This window comes from Stutzerimonas stutzeri (assembly GCF_002890915.1).
GTDB lineage: Bacteria > Pseudomonadota > Gammaproteobacteria > Pseudomonadales > Pseudomonadaceae > Stutzerimonas > Stutzerimonas stutzeri_AF.
Window position 1 is genome coordinate 15,136 of the sequence record NZ_POUT01000001.1, and the last position, 20,835, is coordinate 35,970.

18 protein-coding genes are annotated in these 20,835 nt (G+C 65.7%); 12 read left to right on the top strand and 6 right to left on the bottom strand.

What is annotated here, in order from left to right:
* Nucleotide 1 precedes the first annotated feature (1 nt).
* From trpE to rpe, 3 genes are all read right to left on the bottom strand, one after another.
* Nucleotides 2-1,486 (bottom strand): anthranilate synthase component I, encoded by a 1,485-nt coding sequence (gene trpE, locus CXK94_RS00090; RefSeq protein ID WP_102892818.1) that lies wholly within the window; start codon nucleotides 1,484-1,486, stop codon nucleotides 2-4.
* 180 nt (nucleotides 1,487-1,666) lie between these two features.
* A complete protein-coding gene (locus CXK94_RS00095) occupies nucleotides 1,667-2,368 on the bottom strand; it encodes a phosphoglycolate phosphatase (RefSeq protein WP_102892819.1) in 702 nt (233 codons plus the stop codon).
* The gene (rpe, locus tag CXK94_RS00100; RefSeq protein WP_102892820.1) at nucleotides 2,365-3,039 is read right to left on the bottom strand and encodes a ribulose-phosphate 3-epimerase; all 675 of its coding nucleotides are present in this window, start codon (nucleotides 3,037-3,039) and stop codon (nucleotides 2,365-2,367) included. The genes CXK94_RS00095 and rpe overlap by 4 nt, the downstream gene beginning before the upstream one ends.
* Before the next feature lie 124 nt (nucleotides 3,040-3,163).
* Here rpe and CXK94_RS00105 point away from each other — a divergent pair, with 124 nt between their 5' ends.
* Nucleotides 3,164-4,165, top strand: coding sequence for an alpha/beta hydrolase family protein (locus CXK94_RS00105; protein ID WP_256046067.1), 1,002 nt, complete (start codon nucleotides 3,164-3,166; stop codon nucleotides 4,163-4,165).
* Between the two features lie 8 nt (nucleotides 4,166-4,173).
* Here the strand turns inward: CXK94_RS00105 and CXK94_RS00110 are convergent, their stop codons facing one another.
* From CXK94_RS00110 to CXK94_RS00120, 3 genes are read right to left on the bottom strand one after another with little or no spacing between them, the layout of a single operon-like run.
* The gene (locus tag CXK94_RS00110; RefSeq protein ID WP_102892821.1) at nucleotides 4,174-4,941 is read right to left on the bottom strand and encodes a DnaJ domain-containing protein; all 768 of its coding nucleotides are present in this window, start codon (nucleotides 4,939-4,941) and stop codon (nucleotides 4,174-4,176) included.
* Nucleotides 4,942-5,613 (bottom strand): N-acetylmuramate alpha-1-phosphate uridylyltransferase MurU, encoded by a 672-nt coding sequence (gene murU, locus CXK94_RS00115; protein ID WP_102892822.1) that lies wholly within the window; start codon nucleotides 5,611-5,613, stop codon nucleotides 4,942-4,944. It abuts the gene before it with no gap.
* Nucleotides 5,610-6,629, bottom strand: a complete 1,020-nt coding sequence (locus CXK94_RS00120; RefSeq protein WP_102892823.1) for an aminoglycoside phosphotransferase family protein — start codon at nucleotides 6,627-6,629, stop codon at nucleotides 5,610-5,612. The genes murU and CXK94_RS00120 overlap by 4 nt, the downstream gene beginning before the upstream one ends.
* Before the next feature lie 128 nt (nucleotides 6,630-6,757).
* On the opposite strand from CXK94_RS00120, the gene CXK94_RS00125 reads away from it, so the two are divergent.
* The 11 genes from CXK94_RS00125 (at nucleotide 6,758) to CXK94_RS00175 (ending at nucleotide 20,832) form a co-directional block, all read left to right on the top strand.
* Nucleotides 6,758-9,532, top strand: a complete 2,775-nt coding sequence (locus CXK94_RS00125; RefSeq protein ID WP_102892824.1) for an LPS-assembly protein LptD — start codon at nucleotides 6,758-6,760, stop codon at nucleotides 9,530-9,532.
* Nucleotides 9,513-10,820: a peptidylprolyl isomerase gene (locus CXK94_RS00130; RefSeq protein WP_102893322.1), complete on the top strand. Its 1,308-nt coding sequence runs from the start codon at nucleotides 9,513-9,515 to the stop codon at nucleotides 10,818-10,820. The genes CXK94_RS00125 and CXK94_RS00130 overlap by 20 nt, the downstream gene beginning before the upstream one ends.
* A gap of 181 nt (nucleotides 10,821-11,001) precedes the next feature.
* Entirely contained in the window at nucleotides 11,002-12,036 is a 1,035-nt protein-coding gene (gene pdxA / locus CXK94_RS00135; RefSeq protein ID WP_102892825.1) for a 4-hydroxythreonine-4-phosphate dehydrogenase PdxA, read from the top strand.
* Nucleotides 12,037-12,107: 71 nt separating this feature from the next.
* Nucleotides 12,108-12,902, top strand: a complete 795-nt coding sequence (gene rsmA / locus CXK94_RS00140; protein WP_037037811.1) for a 16S rRNA (adenine(1518)-N(6)/adenine(1519)-N(6))-dimethyltransferase RsmA — start codon at nucleotides 12,108-12,110, stop codon at nucleotides 12,900-12,902.
* A 37-nt stretch (nucleotides 12,903-12,939) separates the two neighbouring features.
* Nucleotides 12,940-13,323, top strand: coding sequence for a Co2+/Mg2+ efflux protein ApaG (apaG, locus tag CXK94_RS00145; RefSeq protein ID WP_102892826.1), 384 nt, complete (start codon nucleotides 12,940-12,942; stop codon nucleotides 13,321-13,323).
* Nucleotides 13,320-14,147 carry a symmetrical bis(5'-nucleosyl)-tetraphosphatase gene (locus CXK94_RS00150; RefSeq protein ID WP_102892827.1) on the top strand — a complete coding sequence of 276 codons (828 nt, stop codon included), beginning with the start codon at nucleotides 13,320-13,322 and terminating at the stop codon, nucleotides 14,145-14,147. Before apaG ends, CXK94_RS00150 begins: the two co-directional genes overlap by 4 nt.
* On the top strand, nucleotides 14,144-14,473 hold the full coding sequence (gene glpE, locus CXK94_RS00155; protein WP_037037815.1) for a thiosulfate sulfurtransferase GlpE: 330 nt from the start codon (nucleotides 14,144-14,146) through the stop codon (nucleotides 14,471-14,473). Before CXK94_RS00150 ends, glpE begins: the two co-directional genes overlap by 4 nt.
* Before the next feature lie 270 nt (nucleotides 14,474-14,743).
* Nucleotides 14,744-16,666, top strand: coding sequence for a PrkA family serine protein kinase (locus CXK94_RS00160; protein ID WP_037037817.1), 1,923 nt, complete (start codon nucleotides 14,744-14,746; stop codon nucleotides 16,664-16,666).
* Nucleotides 16,667-16,748: 82 nt separating this feature from the next.
* Nucleotides 16,749-18,020, top strand: coding sequence for a YeaH/YhbH family protein (locus tag CXK94_RS00165; protein WP_102892828.1), 1,272 nt, complete (start codon nucleotides 16,749-16,751; stop codon nucleotides 18,018-18,020).
* A 7-nt stretch (nucleotides 18,021-18,027) separates the two neighbouring features.
* Entirely contained in the window at nucleotides 18,028-19,575 is a 1,548-nt protein-coding gene (locus CXK94_RS00170; RefSeq protein ID WP_102892829.1) for a SpoVR family protein, read from the top strand.
* An 81-nt stretch (nucleotides 19,576-19,656) separates the two neighbouring features.
* Nucleotides 19,657-20,832 (top strand): multifunctional CCA addition/repair protein, encoded by a 1,176-nt coding sequence (locus CXK94_RS00175; RefSeq protein ID WP_102892830.1) that lies wholly within the window; start codon nucleotides 19,657-19,659, stop codon nucleotides 20,830-20,832.
* Nucleotides 20,833-20,835: the final 3 nt, after the last annotated feature.

The window sequence follows — 20,835 nt, forward strand, 5'->3', positions numbered from 1 at the left end:
ATCAGTTCTCCTGCTCGTCGCGCTCGGCGAGGGCCACCGCGCGAAACATGGCGCGGCGTTTGTTCAGCGTTTCTTCCCATTCGAGCGCCGGCTGCGAGTCGGCGACGATGCCGGCGCCGGCTTGCACGTGCAGCTCGCCGTCCTTGATCACCGCGGTGCGGATGGCAATGGCGGTGTCCATGTTGCCGTTCCAGGCCAGGTAACCCACGGCACCGCCGTAGACGCCGCGCTTGACCGGCTCCAGCTCGTCGATGATCTCCATGGCGCGGATCTTCGGTGCGCCGGACAGGGTGCCCGCCGGCAGGATCGCACGCAGCGCATCCATGGCCGACAGCGGCGCCTTCAACTGGCCGGTGACGTTGGAGACGATATGCATGACGTTCGAATAGCGCTCGATGACCATCTTCTCGGTGACCTTGACCGAGCCGGTCTCGGCCACGCGGCCGACGTCGTTGCGCCCCAGGTCGATCAGCATCAGGTGTTCGGCCAGCTCCTTGGTGTCCGACAGCAGGTCCTGCTCCAGCGCCAGGTCGGCCTCTTCGCTGGCGCCACGCGGGCGAGTGCCGGCGATCGGCCGTACGGTGACCAGGCCGTCCTCGACCCGCACCAGCACCTCCGGCGACGAGCCCACCACGTGGAAATCGCCGAAATTGAAGAAGTACATGTAGGGCGTCGGGTTGAAGCAGCGCAGCGCCCGGTAGAGGTCGATGGGTGCCGCGCGGAACGGGATGGACATGCGCTGCGAAATCACCACCTGCATGCAGTCGCCGGCGAGGATGTAGTCCTTGATACGGCGCACCGCCTGCTCGAAATCCGCATGGCTGAAACTGGAACGGAAGGCCGGCTCGGTCCCCGGCCCGGCCTCGAAATCCAGCCCCAGGCGCGGCGTGATGGATTGCCGCAGGCGCTGGCGCAGCTGACGCAGGTAGGCCTGGCCTTCTTCGTAGGCATTCTCCGCCGCGGGATCGACCAGCACGATGCAATGCAGCTTGCCGGCCAGGTTGTCGAACACCACCAGCGCATCGGAGACCATCAGCAGGATGTCCGGCGTGCCCAGCGGATCGGGATTGGGGCAGTGGGCCAGCTTGCGCTCGACGTAGCGCACGCTGTCGTAGCCGAAATAGCCCACCAACCCGCCGTTGAAGCGCGGCAGCCCGGCCACCGGGGCGACGCGGTAGCGCTGCTTGAAGGCCTCGACGAAAGCCAGCGGATCGTCGGCTTCGCAGCGTTCCGTCTCGACGCCATCCACCGTGACGCGCACCTGGTGGTCATGCACCCGCAGCACGGTGCGGCACGGCAGGCCCATGATCGAGTAGCGCCCCCACTTCTCGCCGCCCTGCACGGACTCCAGCAGATAGGTGTTGGGCGCATCGGCCAGCTTCAGGTAGAGCGACAGCGGCGTATCGAAATCGGCCAGCGTTTCGAACGACAGCGGGATGCGGTTATGGCCTTCAGCGGCCAGGCACAGGAATTCTTCGCGGGTCATGTCAGCCTCGTGGTCTGAGGAGGGACGAACAAAAAAAGGGCAAACGTACCGGCGGCGCCGGCAGGAAAAAGTCAGGCGCGCCAGCGCCAGCGGGCCAGGGCCTTGATGACTTTCATCCATTGTTTGCGGGTAATCACCACGAGCTGATCTCTTCGGCGGGGCAAAAAGAGTCCGGTCACACTAGCGCAGCCCCGAATCCGAAGCAACCAGCAGACGCAGGTCGTCCAGCACCAGTTCCGGCGCCTCCTCGGCGATCGGCCGGCCGTGGTTGTAGCCATAGCTGACCGCGACACAACGCACCCCGGCCGCGTGCGCGGCCTGCACGTCGTTGCGCGAGTCGCCGATGAACAGCGACGCGGCCGCGCTGACCCCGGCCTTGTCCATCACCCAGAACAGTGCCGCCGGATCGGGCTTCTGCTGGGGCAGCGTATCGCCCCCGACCAGCCAGCCGAAATAGCCGCCCAGGTCCTTTTCCGCGAGCAGCGGGGCGACGAACTGTGCCGGCTTGTTGGTAATCACCGCCAGGCCCACCTGCCGCGCAGCGAGCCAGTCCAGGCATTCGCGCACGCCCGGATAGACGCGGGTGAGGGCATGGCCGCCGGCGTAGGCCTGCATGAACAGCGCCAACGCCAACTCGGTCTCGCCCTCGTCGACGCCGGCGTGCTCGTACTGCCCGGCCAAGGCGCGGCGTACCAGGACCCGCGAGCCGTTGCCGACCCAGTCGCGCACGCGCTCGATCCCGGCCGGCGCGCGCCCCAGTTGCAGCAGCATGCTGTCCACGGCGGCGGCCAGGTCCGGCACGGAATCCATCAGCGTGCCGTCCAGGTCGAACATCACCAGGCGCGGCAGAGCGCCCTCGAACAGCCGCTCCAGCGCCGTCATGGACGTACCCGGGCCAGCTCGCTGCGCATGCTGTCGATCACCGTCTTGTAGTCGGGCTGGCCGAAGATCGCCGAGCCAGCGACGAAGGTATCGGCGCCAGCCGCGGCGATCTCGCCGATGTTCCCGGCGTTCACCCCACCGTCGATCTCCAGGCGGATGTCGCGACCGCTGGCGTCGATCAGCGCGCGCGCCTCGCGCAGCTTGGCGAGGGTGCCGGGAATGAATTTCTGCCCGCCGAAGCCCGGGTTGACGCTCATCAGCAGCACCATGTCGACCTTGTCCATGACGTACTTCAGAACGTCCAGCGGCGTCGCCGGGTTGAACACCAGGCCGGCCTTGGCGCCGCCGTCGCGGATCAGCTGCAGCGAGCGATCGATGTGCTCGGAGGCCTCGGGGTGGAAGGTGATGTAGCTGGCGCCGGCCTCGAGAAAGTCGCCGATGATGCGGTCCACCGGCTTGACCATCAGGTGCACGTCGATCGGCGCGCCGATGCCGTACTTGCGCAGTGCCGCGCAGACCATCGGGCCGATGGTCAGGTTGGGCACGTAGTGGTTGTCCATCACGTCGAAGTGGACGATATCCGCGCCGGCGGCGAGGACCTTGTCGACCTCATCGCCCAGGCGGGCGAAGTCGGCGGAGAGGATGGACGGGGCGATGGCGAACGGCTGCATGACGCACCTCTGGCGGCGTAAAACACGAGCCGGCTAGTGTAACCGAGCCCGGCCCGGGGCGGGGCGACGTCTGGCCAGATACGCCGGCGGCGGCTAGGCTGGCGATCTGCCAAGGAGTCCATCGATGACGTTGAAGATGCTGGTTGGCGCGCTGGCGCTGCTCGTGCCGCTCGGCACCTGGGCCGAAGATAACGCAACGCCGACCGAGCCCGAGACACCACCCGCCGCGCCCGTTGCCCTGCGTCCGGCACTGGCCGAGCGCAGCACCCTGGAAGCCGAAGAGCTGGCGCGCCTGCTGCCACAACAGGCGGTGCGGCTGCAGGCCGGCGACGAACGTTTCGTCGCGCTCCACCTGCCTGCCAACGACGGCCAGCCCAAGGGCCTGGTGATCCTGCTGCCCGGCACCGGCGAGAATGCCGACTGGCCGAGCGCCATCGGCCCGCTGCGCCGGCGCCTGCCGGATGCCGGCTGGCACACCCTCAGCCTGAGCCTGCCGAATGCCGACGAGCCGCTGTTCAGTCGCACGAGCGCAGCCGAAGCGGCGCCCGAATCCGCTCCACCAGCGGATAGCAAAGCAGACGACGCAACGAAAAATCGCCCGGACGACCCGCCGAGCGAAGCCGGCTATCTGCCGGCCGAAACAGCGCCCCCGCTCGACGAAGAAAGCGAGCCGGCTGCCGAGCCCGAACCGGCAACAGCCGCACCCAGCCAGGCCGAGCGGATCCGTGCACGTATCGACAGCGCACTGGCCTTCGCCCGCCAGCAGAACGCCGCAACCATCGTCCTGCTGGGGCACGGCAGCGGCGCCTACTGGGCGGCCCGCTATCTTCAGCAGCAGGCGCCGGCGGATGTCCGGCACCTGCTGCTGGTGCAGGTTCGCACGCCGGCGGATCAGGAGCCCTCGCTGGAGCGCTTGCTCGGCGAACTCCGACTGGCCACCGGCGACTTCTATTTCGAGGATCGCGACGCCACTCGCGCAGCTGCCCGAGAACGGCTCAACACGAGCCGCCGGCTACGTCATCCGGACTACAGTCAGGTCGCCCTGCCAGTGTTGCCGGCTGACCGCGCCAACGAACAGGAACAGCTCTACCGGCGCATCCGCGGCTGGCTGACGAGACATCCCTGAGCAATCGCTCAGCGAAAGCCTCTGCGCTCGCGAATCAACGCATAGGCGCTGTGCAGTTCGCGGGTGCGCTCGGTGGCCTCGCGGACCTGGGCCGCGCTCGCTCCCGCGCCCGCCTGCTTGTCCGGATGGTGCTTGCTCAGCAGGCGCCGGTAGGCGCGCTTGATCAGTTGCGGGTCGGTGTCCCGGCGAACGCCCAGCAGTTGCAGCGCCTGCTCGTAGGCGCCGCCCCGGCCGGCTGGCGCCTCCTGCCGGCGAGTCGCGCCCAGGTCGAGCGCGGCTACCTCTGCCGCTTCCCAGCCCATCCACTTGCCCCAGAGCAGCACCAGCTCATGCTCGCGCGAGCCCATGCGTCCTTCGGCACGTGCCATGCTCCAGCAGGCCTGGAGGATGCGCCGACTTTCCTCCCGGCGCCCGCGCAGCCGCTGCAGCGGTGCACGCAGCCCGTCGCCACTGGCCTTGCCGCGGTTGAACGCCTCGATGGCCGCGCGTTGCGCCGGCCCGTCGAAGCCCTGCCGCTGCATCTCGGCCCGCGCCGCCTGGATGTGCGCCGGGCTGACCCGGCCACCGCTCTTGGCCAGTCGCCCCAGCAGGAAGAACAACAACTCGCTGCCCTGCAGCGCAGGCTTGCCCGCCAGGCGTTCGCGCAGGCTGGCCCAGGAATCGAGTCCCAACCGGCGATCCAGCACCTGCCCCAGCAATCCGCCGAGCAAGGCGCCGGGAATGCTCGCCAGGAGCCAGCCGATCAGGACACCCAACAGCGTGATGGGCCAGAACATTCAGCGTCGCGCCTCCAGAATCCGCTCGACCTCGGCCAGGCGCTCGTGGGTACCGACATCCACCCAGGTTCCCGCGTAGTGCTCGCCACTCACCCGCCCCGCCACCATCGCGCTACGCAACAGCGGCGCCAGCTTGAACGCGCCGGCCTGGCAACCGAGGAAAAGCTCGGGATGCAGCACCGCCATGCCGCTATAGGTCAGGCCCTCCCCGCCCCCGTCGATCTGCGTGACGGCGCCGCCAACGAGATGGAAATCCCCCTCCGGGTTGTGCTGCGGGTTGTCGACCAGCACCAGATGCGCCAACCCCGCCAGCGGGCGGCGTAGCCGCGCGAAGTCGTAGTCGGTCCAGATGTCGCCGTTCACCACCATGAAGGGCTCGCCGCCGAGCAACCCCAGCGCGCGCTGAATACCGCCGCCGGTCTCCAGCGGCTCGCCCTCCGCCGAATAGCGAATCCGCACACCGAAGCGCGCGCCGTCGCCGAGGTAATCCTCGATCTGTTGCCCGAGCCAGGCGTGATTGATCACCACGTCCTTGTACCCCGCCGCGGCCAGGCCGCGAACGTGATACTCGATCAGCGGCACACCACCGGCGCGCACCAGCGGCTTGGGCGTATGCAGGGTCAAGGGGCGCAAGCGTTCACCCTTGCCCGCGGCGAGGATCATCGCCTTCATGGCCGCACCTCCTGCGCCAGCTCGTCCAGCAGGCGCTGCAGTTCGGCCAGCTCCGGCCGCCGCGCCAGCACCGCCCGGATGTAGTCGAAGAACCGCGGCACGTCGGCCAGATAGCGCGGCTTGCCGTCGCGGTGACAGATCCGCGCGAAGATGCCGATCACCTTCAGGTGGCGCTGCACGCCCATCAGGTCGCTGGCCCGCAGGAATTCGTCGAGCGAGCCGGGCAGCGCCACGCCCGCCGCGCGCGCCTTGTGCCAGTAGCCCTCCAGCCAGCCCCGCACCTGCTCTTCGGGCCAACTGAGGAAGGCATCCTTGAACAGTGAAGTGATGTCGTAGCTGACCGGACCGAGCACCGCATCCTGGAAATCCAGCACGCCGGGATTGGGCTCACTGAGCATCAGATTGCGCGGCATGTAGTCGCGATGCACCAGCACCTGCGGCTGCGCCAGCGCCGAATCGATCAGCAGCCGGCAGATCCGCGCCCAGGCCGCCTGCTGCGCCTCGCTGAATTCGCAGCCCAGATGACGCTGCACGTACCATTCGGGAAACAATTGCAGTTCGCGACGCAACAGGGCCTCGTCATAGACAGGCATGGCCTGCGTGACCGGATGCGTCTGGAATTTCAGCAGCGCATCGATGGCATCGCCGAACAGCCGCTCGGCGTTGTCCCGGTCGATCACATCGAGGTACGTCTGGCGGCCCAGATCGGTCAGCAACAGGAAGCCGCGCTCGAGATCGGCGGCCAGCACCTGCGGCACGTGCACTCCGGCGGCACCCAGCATCTGCGCGACCTTGACGAAGGGCCGACAGTCTTCCTGGGGCGGCGGCGCATCCATGACGATCAGGCTGCGCGTCCCGCCCTGCCAGCGGAAATAGCGGCGAAAACTGGCGTCGCTGCTCGCGGCGGTCAGTTGCGCGGCCGGCACTTCGCCCCAGCCGCAGCGGGCGAAAAGCTCGGGCAGTCGTTGCTCCAGCCAGGCGCTGACGTCCAGCAGGCGTTGATCTTGATGCGGCATCCAGGGGTCTCCATGGCGCTAGCCGATAGGCGGGTCATGCTTTATTATCCTGCATCTTTCTCAGCCCATCGAGAGGCGTGCGGCCCAGCCGGACGATGGCTCGCCGCAAGCACGGACCAAAGAACAAGATGGCAGTCAAATACCCCGCGTTTCGTAGAAAATTCCCCCTACTGGTTACTGGCGGTCTGCTTGCATTGCAACCGGTAGCCGTGCCTTTTGTCGTTGCGGCCGAACAGTTCGCCTGCCAGCCCGACGCGTCGGGCAGCTGGAACTGCGCATCCAATGCCGCCAGGCCCGACCTGCCGCCGCGCCCGGTACACAGCGGCAGCGCCGTCAGCACGCCAAGCGCAGCCACGCCCGCGACCGCCAAGGCCGATGCGCCGACCGCCACCACCCGCCTGGTTACCGAGAGCAAGGGCCGCGCCCTGGCCTCGCGCAGCGCCGATTACAGCCATCTCGATTGGGTCCCGCGCGACCAGCTGACGCCCGCCCAGCTCGCCGAAACCGGCCCCTACTGCGCCGGCACCTACGTCGAGCCGGATCGTCCCGGCAAATTCGACGATACCCCGATGAGCGAAGCGCCGACCTATGTCTCGGCCAAGGCCACGCGCTACGAGCAGGAACAGGAAATCGCCACCCTGGCCGGCGACGTGGTCCTGCGCCAGGGCAGCATCCAGGCCGAGGCCGACGAAGGCAATCTGTACCAGCTGGAGAATCGCGGCGAGCTGAGCGGCAACGTGCGCTTTCGCGATCGCAACGCACTGATGGTCGGCGACCGCGCGGAAATCTTCCTCGACAGTGGCGAGGCCAAGGTCGAGAACGTCGAGTACGTGGTGCACTCCGGCAAGGTTCGCGGCAGCGCGCAATATGCCAAGCGCGAAGAGACCGCGATCATCCGCCTCAAGGACGGTACCTACACCAGCTGCGAGCCGGGCGAGAACAGCTGGCACCTGAAGGGCAACAACGTCACGCTGAACCCCGCCACCGGCTTCGGTTCGGCCACCAACGTCACGCTGCGGGTCAAGGATATTCCGGTGTTCTACACACCCTATATCCACTTCCCCATCGATGACCGGCGCCAGTCCGGCTTTCTCGCGCCGAGCATCGGCTCGTCGAGCGACACCGGCTTCTCGCTGCAGACGCCCTACTACTTCAACCTGGCACCGAACTTCGACGCCACCCTGTACCCGCACCTGATGACCGACCGCGGGCTGCTGATGGAAGGCCAGTTCCGCTACCTCACGCGCAGCAGCGAAGGCCAGTTCGGCGCGGCCTACCTGGACGACAGCAACGACGACCGCGAGCTGCAGTCGGAGTACGAAGACCAGCGCTGGATGTACAGCTGGCAACACCGCACCGGCCTGGATTCGCGCTGGCTCGCCGAGGTCGACTACACCGATATCAGCGATCCGTATTATTTCCAGGACCTGGACAGCAACCTGGGCATCAACCAGCCGGATCACCTCGACCAGCGCGGCACCCTGACCTACCGCGGCGACAGCTACACCGCCCGCCTGAACATGCATGCCTACGAGCGTGCCACGGTAGCCGACATCACCCCCTACGAGCGGTTGCCGCAGCTGACCCTCGACGGACGCCTGCCGTTCCAGCCGGGCGGCCTGAACTTCGCCTACAAGACCGAGTTCGTCAGCTTCCAGCGTAACCTGCGCAGTGGCGACTTCATCAACGAGGACGGCAACCCGGAACAGTGGTACGACGACCGCCTGCGCGGCCTGACCCGCGCCGAGGGCGAACGCCTGCACCTGGAACCGGGCGTCAGCCTGCCGCTGAACTGGTCGTGGGGCTTCCTCAAGCCGTCGCTAAAATATGCCTATACCCAGTACGACCTGGACCTGGACGGCCGTGGGCAGAGCACGCTGGCCAGCTATGAGTCGTTCGACAGCAGCCAGAACCGCAGCGTACCGATCTTCAGCGTCGACAGCGGCCTGTATTTCGACCGGGCCACCCAATGGTTCGGCAAGGACTACAACCAGACGCTCGAACCCCGACTGTTCTACCTCTACGTGCCGGAAGAAGACCAGGACGACATCCCGGTCTTCGATACCGGCGAAAGCAGCTTCAGCTACTCCTCGCTGTGGCGCGAAAACCGCTTCTCCGGCAAGGACCGCATCGGCGACGCCAACCAGGTCTCCCTCGGCGTGACCAACCGTTGGGTCGAGGCCAACGGCTTCGAGCGCCAGCGCTTCAGCATCGGCCAGGCGTTCTACTTCGAAGATCGCAAGGTGCAGCTGCGTGGCATCGACTACCGCACCCGCGCCAGTGCCACGTCCGACGTATCGCCCTATGCGCTGGAGTACATGTACCGCTACAACCGCGACTGGCGCTTCACCTCGACCTTCAACTGGGACCCAGACAGCCACAGCACCCGCTCCGGCAGCGCCATGTGGCACTACCAGCCGGCCGACAACCCGGGCAAGATCGTCAACGTCGGCTATCGCTACCGCAACGACACCATGCGCTTCGACCAGGCGACCGGCGAGTGGACCTACGGCGGAGACTACGGCAACTGCGAAACCGACCCGGCCAACTGCATCAAGGACTACTACAAGATCAACCAGCACGACTTCTCCGTCATCTGGCCGATCGTCCCGCAATGGAGCGTCATCGCCCGCTGGCAGCACGACTACAGCCGCAGCCGCACCCTGGAAGCCTTCGGTGGCTTCGAGTACGACAGCTGCTGTTGGAAACTGCGCCTGATCAACCGCTACTGGATCGACTACGACGAGACCAGTCTCAACCCCGACCGCAATGATGAGCCGGACCGCGGCATCTTCCTGCAGATCGTCCTCAAGGGACTCGGCGGCGTAGTCGGCAATGCGACCGAAACTTTCCTCGACGAAGGCATCCAAGGTTACCGTGAACGTGAAGATCAAGCTTTCTGAAGTACTCCGCCCGCTCGCGCTCGGCGCCCTGCTGCTGGGCGGTGCGACCCTCGCGCCCACAGCCCTTGCCCAGGTCCAGCCGCTGGACCGCGTGGTGGCCATCGTCGACAACGACGTCATCATGCAGAGCCAGCTGGAGCAGCGGATACGCGAAGTGCAGCAGACCATCGACAAGCGCGGCGCCGACGCACCGCCGATGGACGTGCTGCAGCAGCAGGTGCTGGAGCGCCTGATCACCGAGAACCTGCAGCTGCAGATCGGTGAGCGCTCCGGCATTCGCATTTCCGACGAAGAGCTCAACCAGGCCATGGGCACCATCGCCCAGCGCAACAACATGACCCCGGAGCAGTTTCGCGACGCCCTGACCCGCGACGGCCTGAGCCTGGAAACCGCCCGCGAGCAGATCCGCCGCGAGATGATCATCAGCCGCGTGCGCCAGCGCCGGATCGCCGAGCGCGTCCAGGTCTCCAACCAGGAGGTGCAGAACTTCCTCGCCTCCGACCTCGGCAAGCTGCAGCTGTCCGAGGAATACCACCTGGCCAACATCCTCATCGCCGTGCCGGAAGCCGCCGATTCGGCGACCATCCAGGCCGCCGAACGCACCGCCATGGACACCTACCAGCAACTGCAGCAGGGCGCCGACTTCGCCCGCCTCGCGGTCTCCCGTTCGGCCAGCGAGAATGCCCTGGAGGGCGGCGACATGGGCTGGCGCAAGGCTGCCCAGCTGCCACCGCCCTTCGACAGCCAGGTCCGCGAACTGACCGTCGGCGAAGTGACCCAGCCGGTACGCACGCCACCGGGCTTCATCCTGCTCAAGCTGCTGGACAAGCGCGGCGGCGAAACCCAGGTGCGCGACGAAGTGCATGTGCGTCACATCCTGATCAAGCCGAGCGCCATTCGCAGCGACGACGAAGCCCGCCTGCTGGTGCAGCGCCTGCGCGACCGCATCGGCGCCGGCGAAGACTTCGCCCAGCTGGCGAAAAGCTTTTCCGAGGACCCGGGCTCGGCCCTCAATGGCGGCGACCTGAACTGGATCGATCCCGCCTCGCTGGTGCCCGAGTTCCGCGAGGTCATGGCCAATACCGCCAGCGGCGAGCTGTCCCAGGCGTTCAAGTCGCCCTATGGCTGGCATATCCTCGAAGTCCTCGGTCGCCGCGCCACCGATGCCAGCGAGGAGTTCCGCGAGCAACAGGCCCTGACCCTGCTGCGCAACCGCAAGTACGACGAAGAACTGCAGGCCTGGCTGCGTCAGATCCGCGACGAAGCCTATGTGGAAATAAAGCTTTAAGCTGGAGAAAAGCGTAGGGTGGATGTCGCTTTTTACATCCACCGCAACTCCGCGCGGTGGATCGATGAAGCGCGATCCACCCTACGAAGCTGCACGCCAGGATGCGGGGTGATGGCCGAAGGGTCGCCACCCCGTTTGCATTTCAGGCGGGCGCCCGCCGCCCCATGCCGAGAGCACACCGATGACTCTTTCCCGCCCCTTCGTTCTCACCCCTGGCGAACCGGCCGGCATCGGCCCGGATCTCTGTCTGCTGCTGGCGCGCCAGGCGCAACCGCAAGCCCTGGTGGCCATTGCCAGCCGTGCCCTGCTGGCGCAGCGTGCCGAGCAACTGGGGCTGGCCATCGAACTGCGCGATGCCGGGCCGCAGAACTGGCCAGGCGAACCGGCGCCGGCCAACTGCCTGTACGTCTGGGACACCCCGCTCGCCGCGCCGGTGACGGCAGGCCAGCTCGACCCGCGCAACGCCCACTATGTGCTGGAGACGTTGACCCGCGCCGGGCGCGGCTGCCTGGACGGCAGTTTCGCCGGCATGATCACCGCCCCGGTGCACAAGGGCGTGATCAACGAAGCCGGCATTCCCTTCTCCGGGCACACCGAATTCCTCGCCGAGCTGACCCACACCGAGCAGGTGGTGATGATGCTGGCCACGCATGGCCTGCGCGTGGCACTGGTCACCACCCACCTGCCGCTCAAGGACGTCGCCGCCGCGATCACCGCCGAGCGCCTGCAGCGGGTCACGCGTATCCTGCACGCCGATCTCGTCGGCAAGTTCGGCATCGCGCAGCCGCGCATCCTGGTCTGCGGCCTGAATCCCCACGCGGGCGAAGGCGGCCACCTGGGGCGCGAAGAAATCGAGATCATCGAGCCGACACTCGAGCAACTGCGTGGCGAAGGGATGAATCTGATCGGCCCGCTGCCGGCCGACACGCTGTTCACGCCGAAGCATCTCGAACGCTGCGACGCCGTTCTGGCGATGTACCACGACCAGGGCCTGCCGGTGCTCAAGTACAAGGGCTTCGGCGCCGCGGTCAATGTCACCCTCGGCCTGCCGATCGTACGCACCTCGGTGGACCACGGAACCGCGCTGGATCTGGCCGGCTCTGGCCGGATCGACATCGGCAGCCTGCAGGTTGCGCTGGAGACGGCCTACCAGATGGCCGGACGCTCGAACCAGGCCGCCAGCCGAGAGGATGCCGATAGCAGGCGCACCTGTTAAGCTTCGCGTCTTTGCATTTTCGCTTTACGCTCTTGCTTGACGCTTGCGGCTTGAAGCTTGGAGCTGCCTTCATGTCCGACTATCAACACCGTGCGCGCAAGCGCTTCGGCCAGAACTTCCTGCACGACGCCGGGGTGATCCACCGCATCCTGCGGGCGATTCATGCCAAGGAAGGTGAGCGTCTGGTCGAGATCGGCCCTGGCCAGGGCGCACTCACCGAGGGGCTGCTCGACAGCGGCGCACACCTGGACGTGGTCGAACTCGATCTGGATCTGATCCCGATCCTGCAAAGCAAATTCGCCGAGCGGGCCAATTTCGCCCTGCACCAGGGCGATGCGCTGAAGTTCGACTTCGCTCGCCTCAGCGACCAGCCGGCCAGCCTGCGCATCGTCGGCAACCTGCCGTACAACATTTCCACGCCGCTGATCTTCCACCTGCTCGACCATGCGCGGCTGATCCGCGACATGCACTTCATGCTGCAGAAGGAAGTGGTCGAACGCCTGGCCGCTCAGCCAGGCGGCGGCGACTGGGGCCGGCTGTCTATCATGGTGCAGTATCACTGCCGCGTGGAGCATCTGTTCAACGTCGGTCCGGGCGCCTTCAACCCGGCGCCCAAGGTCGATTCGGCCATCGTCCGGCTGGTGCCCCACGAGACGCTGCCGCATCCGGCGCGCGATCACCGCCAGCTGGAACGCGTCGTGCGCGAGGCCTTCAACCAGCGTCGCAAGACCTTGCGCAATACCCTCAAGGGGCTGCTCGACGCGCAGGCCATCGAGGCCGCCGAGGTGGATGGCAGCCTGCGCCCCGAGCAGCTGGACCTGGCGGCCTTCGTCCGCCTTTCCGATCAACTGACCGAGCGCAGCTAGGGCCACGGTCCCGGGCTGCACTCCAGCGAGCCGGCTAATGTCCGAAGATCAACGCTATCGCATCGATGTCAGCGTCACGCCCCGCTACCTGGCCGCACAGTCGGAGCCGGAACAAAACCGCTACGCCTTTGCCTACACGGTAACCATCGAAAACACTGGCGAGATTGCGGCGCAGCTGCTTTCACGGCACTGGATCATCACCGATGGCGATGGCCAGGTGCAGGAAGTGCGCGGCGCCGGGGTCATCGGCGAACAGCCGCTGATCGCCCCGGGCGAGCACCATGTCTATACCAGCGGCACCCTGTTGCCGACCTGCGTCGGCAGCATGCAGGGCAGCTATCAGATGCTGGCGGAGGATGGGCACCGCTTCGACGCCGTCATCGCGCCGTTCCGCCTGGCCGTACCCGGAGCACTGCATTGACCACCTATGCAGTCGGCGACCTGCAGGGTTGCCTGGAACCCCTGAAATGCCTGTTGCAGCGGGTCGATTTCAGCCCGTCGCGCGACTGCCTGTGGCTGGCCGGCGATCTGGTCAACCGTGGCCCGCAATCGCTGGAGGCCCTGCGCTTCGTCCGCGACCTCGAAGGGGCCGCCATCACCGTGCTCGGCAACCACGACCTGCATCTGCTGGCCGTGGCGCATGACATCGAGCGCCTGCGCAAATCCGATACCCTCAAGCCGATTCTCGCCGCGCCCGACCGCAACGACCTGATCGACTGGCTGCGCCGCCAGAAGCTCATCCACTACGACGCCGGGCGGCATACCGTGCTGGTGCATGCGGGCATCCCGCCGCAATGGACGCTGGAGAAGGCGCTCCGGCGCGCGGCCGAAGTCGAACAGGCCTTGCAGGACGACGCCCTGCTGCTGCCGTTCCTCGACGGCATGTACGGCAACCAGCCGGCCAAGTGGAGCAAGGAGCTGCACGGCGTGCCGCGCCTGCGCCTGATCACCAACTATTTCACCCGCATGCGCTTCTGCAAGGCCGACGGCACCCTCGACCTGGAAGCCAAGGAAGGCGTCGACAGCGCACCGTCCGGCTACGCGCCCTGGTTCAGCCATCCGGGCCGCAAGACCCGCAACGTCAAGCTGATATTCGGCCACTGGGCCGCCCTCGAAGGCCGCTGCGACGAGCCGAACGTCTTCGCCCTGGATACCGGCTGCGTCTGGGGCAATGCCATGACGCTGATGAACCTCGACAGCGGCGAGCTGCATCGCTGCAACTGCGACCACGGGAAACCGCTATGACCGACTTCAAACGCATCGCCCCCGAACAGGCCCTGGCCATGCGCGAAGCTGGCGCGGTGGTCGTCGACATCCGCGACCCGCACAGCTATGCCAACGGCCATATCGCCGGTTCCGTGCACCTGGACAACCATTCGCTGCCGGACTTCATCGCCGCCGCCGACCTCGACCAGCCGCTGATCGTGACCTGCTACCACGGCCATTCCAGCCAGAGCGCCGCAGCCTACCTGGCCAACCAGGGTTTTTCCGAGGTCTACAGCCTCGACGGCGGTTTCGAGCTCTGGCGCCACGCCTACCCCGCGCATGTCGAACGCGACGAGCAAGCGTAAAAAAATATTTCCCGCCGGTGCCGCGCCAGCCGCGGCCTGAGCCCTGCCGCCAGCCGAACGGCAGGGCCTAAATGCATTCGCTCTTCTTGACCACGCCGAATCCGAACTATCCTTGAGTTCAGGCCATCCAATGAATGAAAGCCGGGAAACGGCTACCGGAATTCAGGGTTTCGACCATTAGGTGTTCGGGGGAACTCCACTGGCCGCCACTTCGGCCGGGCTCCAGGATGCCTGATGACACGCCATTCGTGCATCGACCGAGGTGAAGTCATGAGCATTTTCAGCCACTTCCAGCAACGATTCGAAGCGACCCGCCAGGAAGAGTATTCGCTCCAGGAATACCTCGATCTGTGCAAGCAGGACCCGGGAACCTATGCCAGCGCCGCCGAGCGGCTGCTGACGGCCATCGGCGAGCCCGAACTGGTGGACACCTCCACCGACCCGCGGCTGTCGCGCATCTTCTCCAACAAGGTGATCCGCCGTTACCCGGCCTTCGCCGACTTCCATGGCATGGAGGAATGCATCGACCAGATCGTGTCCTACTTCCGCCATGCCGCCCAGGGCCTGGAGGAGAAGAAACAGATCCTCTACCTGCTCGGCCCGGTCGGTGGCGGCAAATCCTCGCTGGCGGAAAAGCTCAAGCAATTGATGGAGCACGTGCCGTTCTACGCCATCAAGGGCTCGCCGGTCTTCGAGTCGCCGCTCGGCCTGTTCAACCCCGCCGAGGACGCGCAGATCCTCGAAGAGGACTACGGCATCCCGCGGCGCTACCTCAACAGCATCATGTCGCCCTGGGCGACCAAGCGCCTGCAGGAATTCGGCGGCGACATCAGCCAGTTCCGCGTGGTCAAGCTCTACCCCTCGATCCTCAACCAGATCGCCGTGGCCAAGACCGAGCCGGGCGACGAGAACAACCAGGACATCTCCTCGCTGGTGGGCAAGGTGGATATCCGCAAGCTGGAGGAATTCCCGCAGAACGATCCCGACGCCTACAGCTACTCCGGCGCCCTGTGCCGGGCCAACCAGGGCCTGATGGAATTCGTCGAGATGTTCAAGGCGCCGATCAAGGTGCTGCACCCGCTGCTGACCGCCACCCAGGAGGGCAACTACAACAGCACCGAGGGCCTCGGCGCGATCCCCTACAGCGGCATCCTGCTGGCCCACTCCAACGAATCGGAATGGCACAGCTTCCGCAACAACAAGAACAACGAGGCCTTCATCGACCGCATCTACATCGTCAAGGTGCCCTACTGCCTGCGGGTCAGCGACGAGATCAAGATCTACGACAAGCTGCTGACCAACAGCTCGTTGTCCCAGGCGCATTGCGCGCCGGATACGCTGAAGATGCTGGCCCAGTTCTCGGTACTGTCGCGGCTCAAGGAGCCGGAGAACTCCAACATCTACTCGAAGATGCGTGTCTATGACGGCGAGAACCTGAAGGACACCGACCCCAAGGCCAAGTCGATCCAGGAATACCGCGACGCGGCCGGGGTCGACGAGGGCATGAACGGGCTTTCCACCCGCTTCGCCTTCAAGATCCTCTCCAAGGTCTTCAACTTCGACCCCCACGAGATCGCCGCCAACCCGGTGCACCTGCTCTACGTGCTGGAGCAGCAGATCGAGCAGGAACAGTTCCCCGCCGAGGTGCGCGAACGCTACCTGCGCTTCATCAAGGAATACCTGGCGCCGCGCTACGTCGAGTTCATCGGCAAGGAAATCCAGACCGCCTACCTCGAGTCCTACAGTGAGTACGGGCAGAACATCTTCGACCGCTACGTGCTGTACGCCGACTTCTGGATCCAGGACCAGGAATACCGCGATCCGGAAACCGGCGAGATCCTCAACCGCGTGGCGCTCAACGAGGAGCTGGAGAAGATCGAGAAGCCGGCCGGCATCAGCAACCCGAAGGATTTCCGCAACGAAATCGTCAACTTCGTGTTGCGCGCCCGCGCCAACAACAACGGCAAGAATCCCTCATGGCTCAGCTACGAGAAACTGCGCGTGGTCATCGAGAAGAAGATGTTCTCCAACACCGAGGACCTGCTGCCGGTCATCAGCTTCAACGCCAAGGCCAGCAAGGAAGACCAGAAGAAGCACAACGATTTCGTCGTGCGCATGGTAGAGCGCGGCTATACCGAAAAGCAGGTTCGCCTGCTCTCCGAGTGGTATCTGCGGGTGCGTAAATCGCAGTAAGCGGCTGGAAGCCTGAAGCCGGGAACGGAACGCTCCGCTTCCGGCTTCGGGTATATGCTTTTCAGCCTAGCCCGGAGGGCCTATGAGCTACGTGATCGACCGTCGCCTGAATGGCAAGAACAAAAGCACGGTGAACCGCCAGCGCTTCCTGCAGCGGTACCGTGGGCACATCAAGAAAGCGGTGGAGGAAGCCGTTGGCCGTCGTTCCATCACCGATATGGAACATGGCGAACAGATCAGCATCCCCGGCCGCGATATCGACGAGCCGGTGCTGCACCACGGCCGCGGCGGACGCCAGACCATCGTCCACCCCGGCAACAAGGAATTCATCGCCGGCGAACGCATCCCGCGGCCGCAGGGGGGCGGCGGCGGCCAGGGCGCCGGCCAGGCCAGCAACAGCGGCGAAGGCATGGACGACTTCGTGTTCCAGATCACCCAGGAGGAATTTCTCGACTTCATGTTCGAGGACCTGGAACTGCCCAACCTGGTCAAGCGCCACCTCACCGGCGCCGATACCTTCAAGACGGTGCGCGCCGGCATCGCCAACGAAGGCAACCCGTCGCGGATCAACATCGTGCGCACCCTGCGCTCGGCGCATGCCCGGCGCATCGCGTTGTCCGGCAGCAGCCGTTCGCGGCTGCGCGAATTGAAGGTAGAACTGGAACGGCTGCGCCTGGAGGAACCGCACAACTTCGGCGATATCAAGGCGGCGGAGGAGGAAATCGAACGGCTCAAGGCGCGCATCAACCGCGTGCCGTTCCTCGACACCTTCGACCTCAAGTACAACCTGCTGGTCAAGCAGCCCAACCCCAGCTCCAAGGCGGTGATGTTCTGCCTGATGGACGTCTCCGGCTCGATGACCCAGGCGACCAAGGACATCGCCAAGCGCTTCTTCATCCTGCTCTATCTGTTCCTCAAGCGGAACTACGACAAGATCGACGTGGTGTTCATCCGCCACCACACCAGCGCCAAGGAAGTCGACGAGGAGGAATTCTTCTACTCGCGGGAAACCGGCGGCACCATCGTCTCCAGCGCGCTGAAGATGATGCAGGAGATCATGGCCGAGCGTTATCCGGCCAACGAGTGGAACATCTACGCCGCGCAGGCCTCCGACGGCGACAACTGGAACGACGATTCGCCGCTGTGCCGCGACATCCTGATCAACCAGATCATGCCGTTCGTGCAGTATTTCACCTACGTCGAAATCACCCCACGCGAGCACCAGGCGCTCTGGTACGAGTACAACCAAGTGGCCGAAACCTTCGCCGAGGCGTTCGCCCAACAGCAACTGGTGAGCGCGGCGGACATCTACCCGGTGTTCCGCGAACTCTTCCAGCGACGGATGACCAGTTGAGGTGCGCATGAAACGACAGCCCATTTCCACCGGCTCGGAATGGACCTTCGACCTGATCCGCGCCTACGACCGCGAAATCGGCCGGATCGCCGAACGCTACGCGCTGGACACCTACCCCAACCAGATCGAGGTGATCACCGCCGAGCAGATGATGGATGCCTACGCCTCGGTGGGCATGCCGCTGGGCTACCACCACTGGTCCTACGGCAAGCAGTTCCTGCACACCGAGAAGCACTACAAGCGCGGCCAGATGGGCCTGGCCTACGAGATCGTGATCAATTCCGACCCGTGCATCGCCTACCTCATGGAAGAGAACACCATGACCATGCAGGCGCTGGTGATCGCCCACGCCAGCTACGGCCACAACAGCTTCTTCAAGGGCAACTACCTGTTCCGCACCTGGACTGACGCCAGCTCGATCATCGACTACCTGGTGTTCGCCAAGCAGTACATCACCCAGTGCGAGGAGCGCCACGGCATCGAAGCGGTGGAAGACCTGCTCGATTCCTGCCATGCGCTGATGAACTACGGTGTCGACCGCTACAAGCGGCCCTACCCCATTTCCGCGGAAGAAGAACGGCGCCGGCAGAAGGATCGCGAGGAGCACCTGCAAAAGCAGATCAACGATCTCTGGCGGACCATTCCCAAGGCCGGCGACAAGGGCGACGAGCGCGAACGCGACCAGCGCTTCCCGGCCGAGCCGCAGGAGAACATCCTCTACTTCATCGAGAAGCACGCGCCGCTGCTCGAGCCCTGGCAGCGCGAAGTGGTGCGCATCGTGCGCAAGATCGCGCAATACTTCTACCCGCAGCGCCAGACCCAGGTCATGAATGAGGGCTGGGCGACCTTCTGGCATTACACGCTGCTCAACGACCTCTACGACGAGGGACTGGTGACCGACGGCTTCATGATGGAATTCCTCCAGTCGCACACCAGCGTGATCTACCAACCGGGCTTCGACAGCCCCTACTACAGCGGCATCAACCCCTACACCCTGGGCTTTGCCATGTACCAGGACATCCGCCGCATCTGCGAACACCCCACCGAGGAGGACAAGCGCTGGTTCCCGGACATCGCCGGCAGCGACTGGCTGACCACGGTCAAGTTCGCCATGGCCAACTTCAAGGACGAGAGCTTCATCCTGCAGTTCCTCTCGCCCAAGGTGATCCGCGACCTCAAGCTGTTCAGCATCCTCGACGACGATCGCAAGGAGGAGCTGCTGGTGCCGGCGATCCACGACGAAGGCGGCTACCACACCATTCGCGAACTGCTGGCCGCGCAATACAACCTCGGCAACCGCGAGCCCAACGTGCAGGTGTGGAACGTCGATCGCCGCGGCGATCGCTCGCTGACCCTGCGCCACCAGCAACACGACCGCAAACCGCTGGGCAGCTCCACCGACGAAGTGCTCAAGCACCTGCATCGGCTGTGGGGCTTCGATGTGCATTTGCAGTCGATGCAGGACGACAAACTGGTCGACAGCCACCACATGCCGCCGCGCAGCAACGGCGAGGTGGAAACCGAAAGCCGCTTCCCGGGCATGAACTTCGCCTGAGGGGCGCGCCCGGCGCCACTCGCGGCAAGGGGTGGCCCGGGCGCGCTTATCCTTTATCCTCCGCGCCAACGGAGGTGAACAATGCAGATCTACAAAGTCGGCGGCGCAGTGCGCGATCGCCTGTTGGGCCGCGCGGTGAGCGAGGTGGACTGGGTGGTGGTCGGCGCCAGCGCCGAGGAGATGCAGGCCAGGGGCTTCCGCCCGGTCGGTGCCGATTTCCCGGTATTCCTGCATCCGCAGACCGGCGAGGAGTACGCGCTGGCACGCACCGAACGCAAGAGCGGCCGCGGCTACGGCGGCTTCACCTTCTACGCCAGCCCCGACGTCACCCTCGAGGACGACCTGATCCGTCGCGATCTCACCATCAACGCCATGGCCGAGGACGAAGCCGGGCACCTGGTCGACCCCTACGGCGGCCAGCGCGACCTCCAGGCGCGCCTGCTGCGGCATGTCTCCCCCGCCTTCGCCGAGGACCCGTTGCGCGTGCTGCGCGTCGCCCGCTTCGCCGCCCGCTATGCCGGGCTCGGCTTCAGCGTCGCCGAGGAAACCCGCGCGCTGATGCGCCAGCTGGCCCGTTCCGGCGAGCTGTCGGCGCTGACGCCGGAGCGCAGCTGGAAGGAAATCTCCCGTGCACTGATGGAGCCGCGCCCGGACGTGTTCGTCCAGGTGCTGCACGATTGCGGCGCCCTGGCCGAGCTGTGGCCGGAAGTGGAGGCCGTGATCGAACACGGCTGCGGCGCACACCTGTTCGGCGTGCTGCGCCAGTGCGCGACACACGGGCAACCGTTGCCCGTACGCTGGGCCTGCCTGCTGCAGGGCTGCGCCGCGACGCCCCAGGAGCCCAGCCATGAAGCGAACGACGTGCGCCTGATCGATGCCGTTAACCGGCGCAGCAAGGCGCCGCGTGACTGCCAGGAGCTGGCCCTGCTGGTCGGGCAATACCAGGATCATGCCGCCCATGCCGGCGACCTGCCGGCCGAAGCGCTCTTCGACCTGCTGCAGCATTTCGACATCTACCGCCGCCCCGAGCGCTTCGAGCAGTTCCTCGCCGCCTGCGAGATGGACGCCCGCGCCCGCCCGGATTTCGAGCGGCGCGGCTTTCCCCAGGCCGACTACCTGCGCGGTGCGGCTGCCGCGGCCCGTTCGGTGGCGGTCAGGCCGCTGCTGGAACAGGGCTACCAGGGCGCCGAGCTGGGCGAGGCGCTCAAGCGCGAGCGTCTCGAACGGCTTGAGGACTACCGGCAGCAGAGCGCCTGAGCA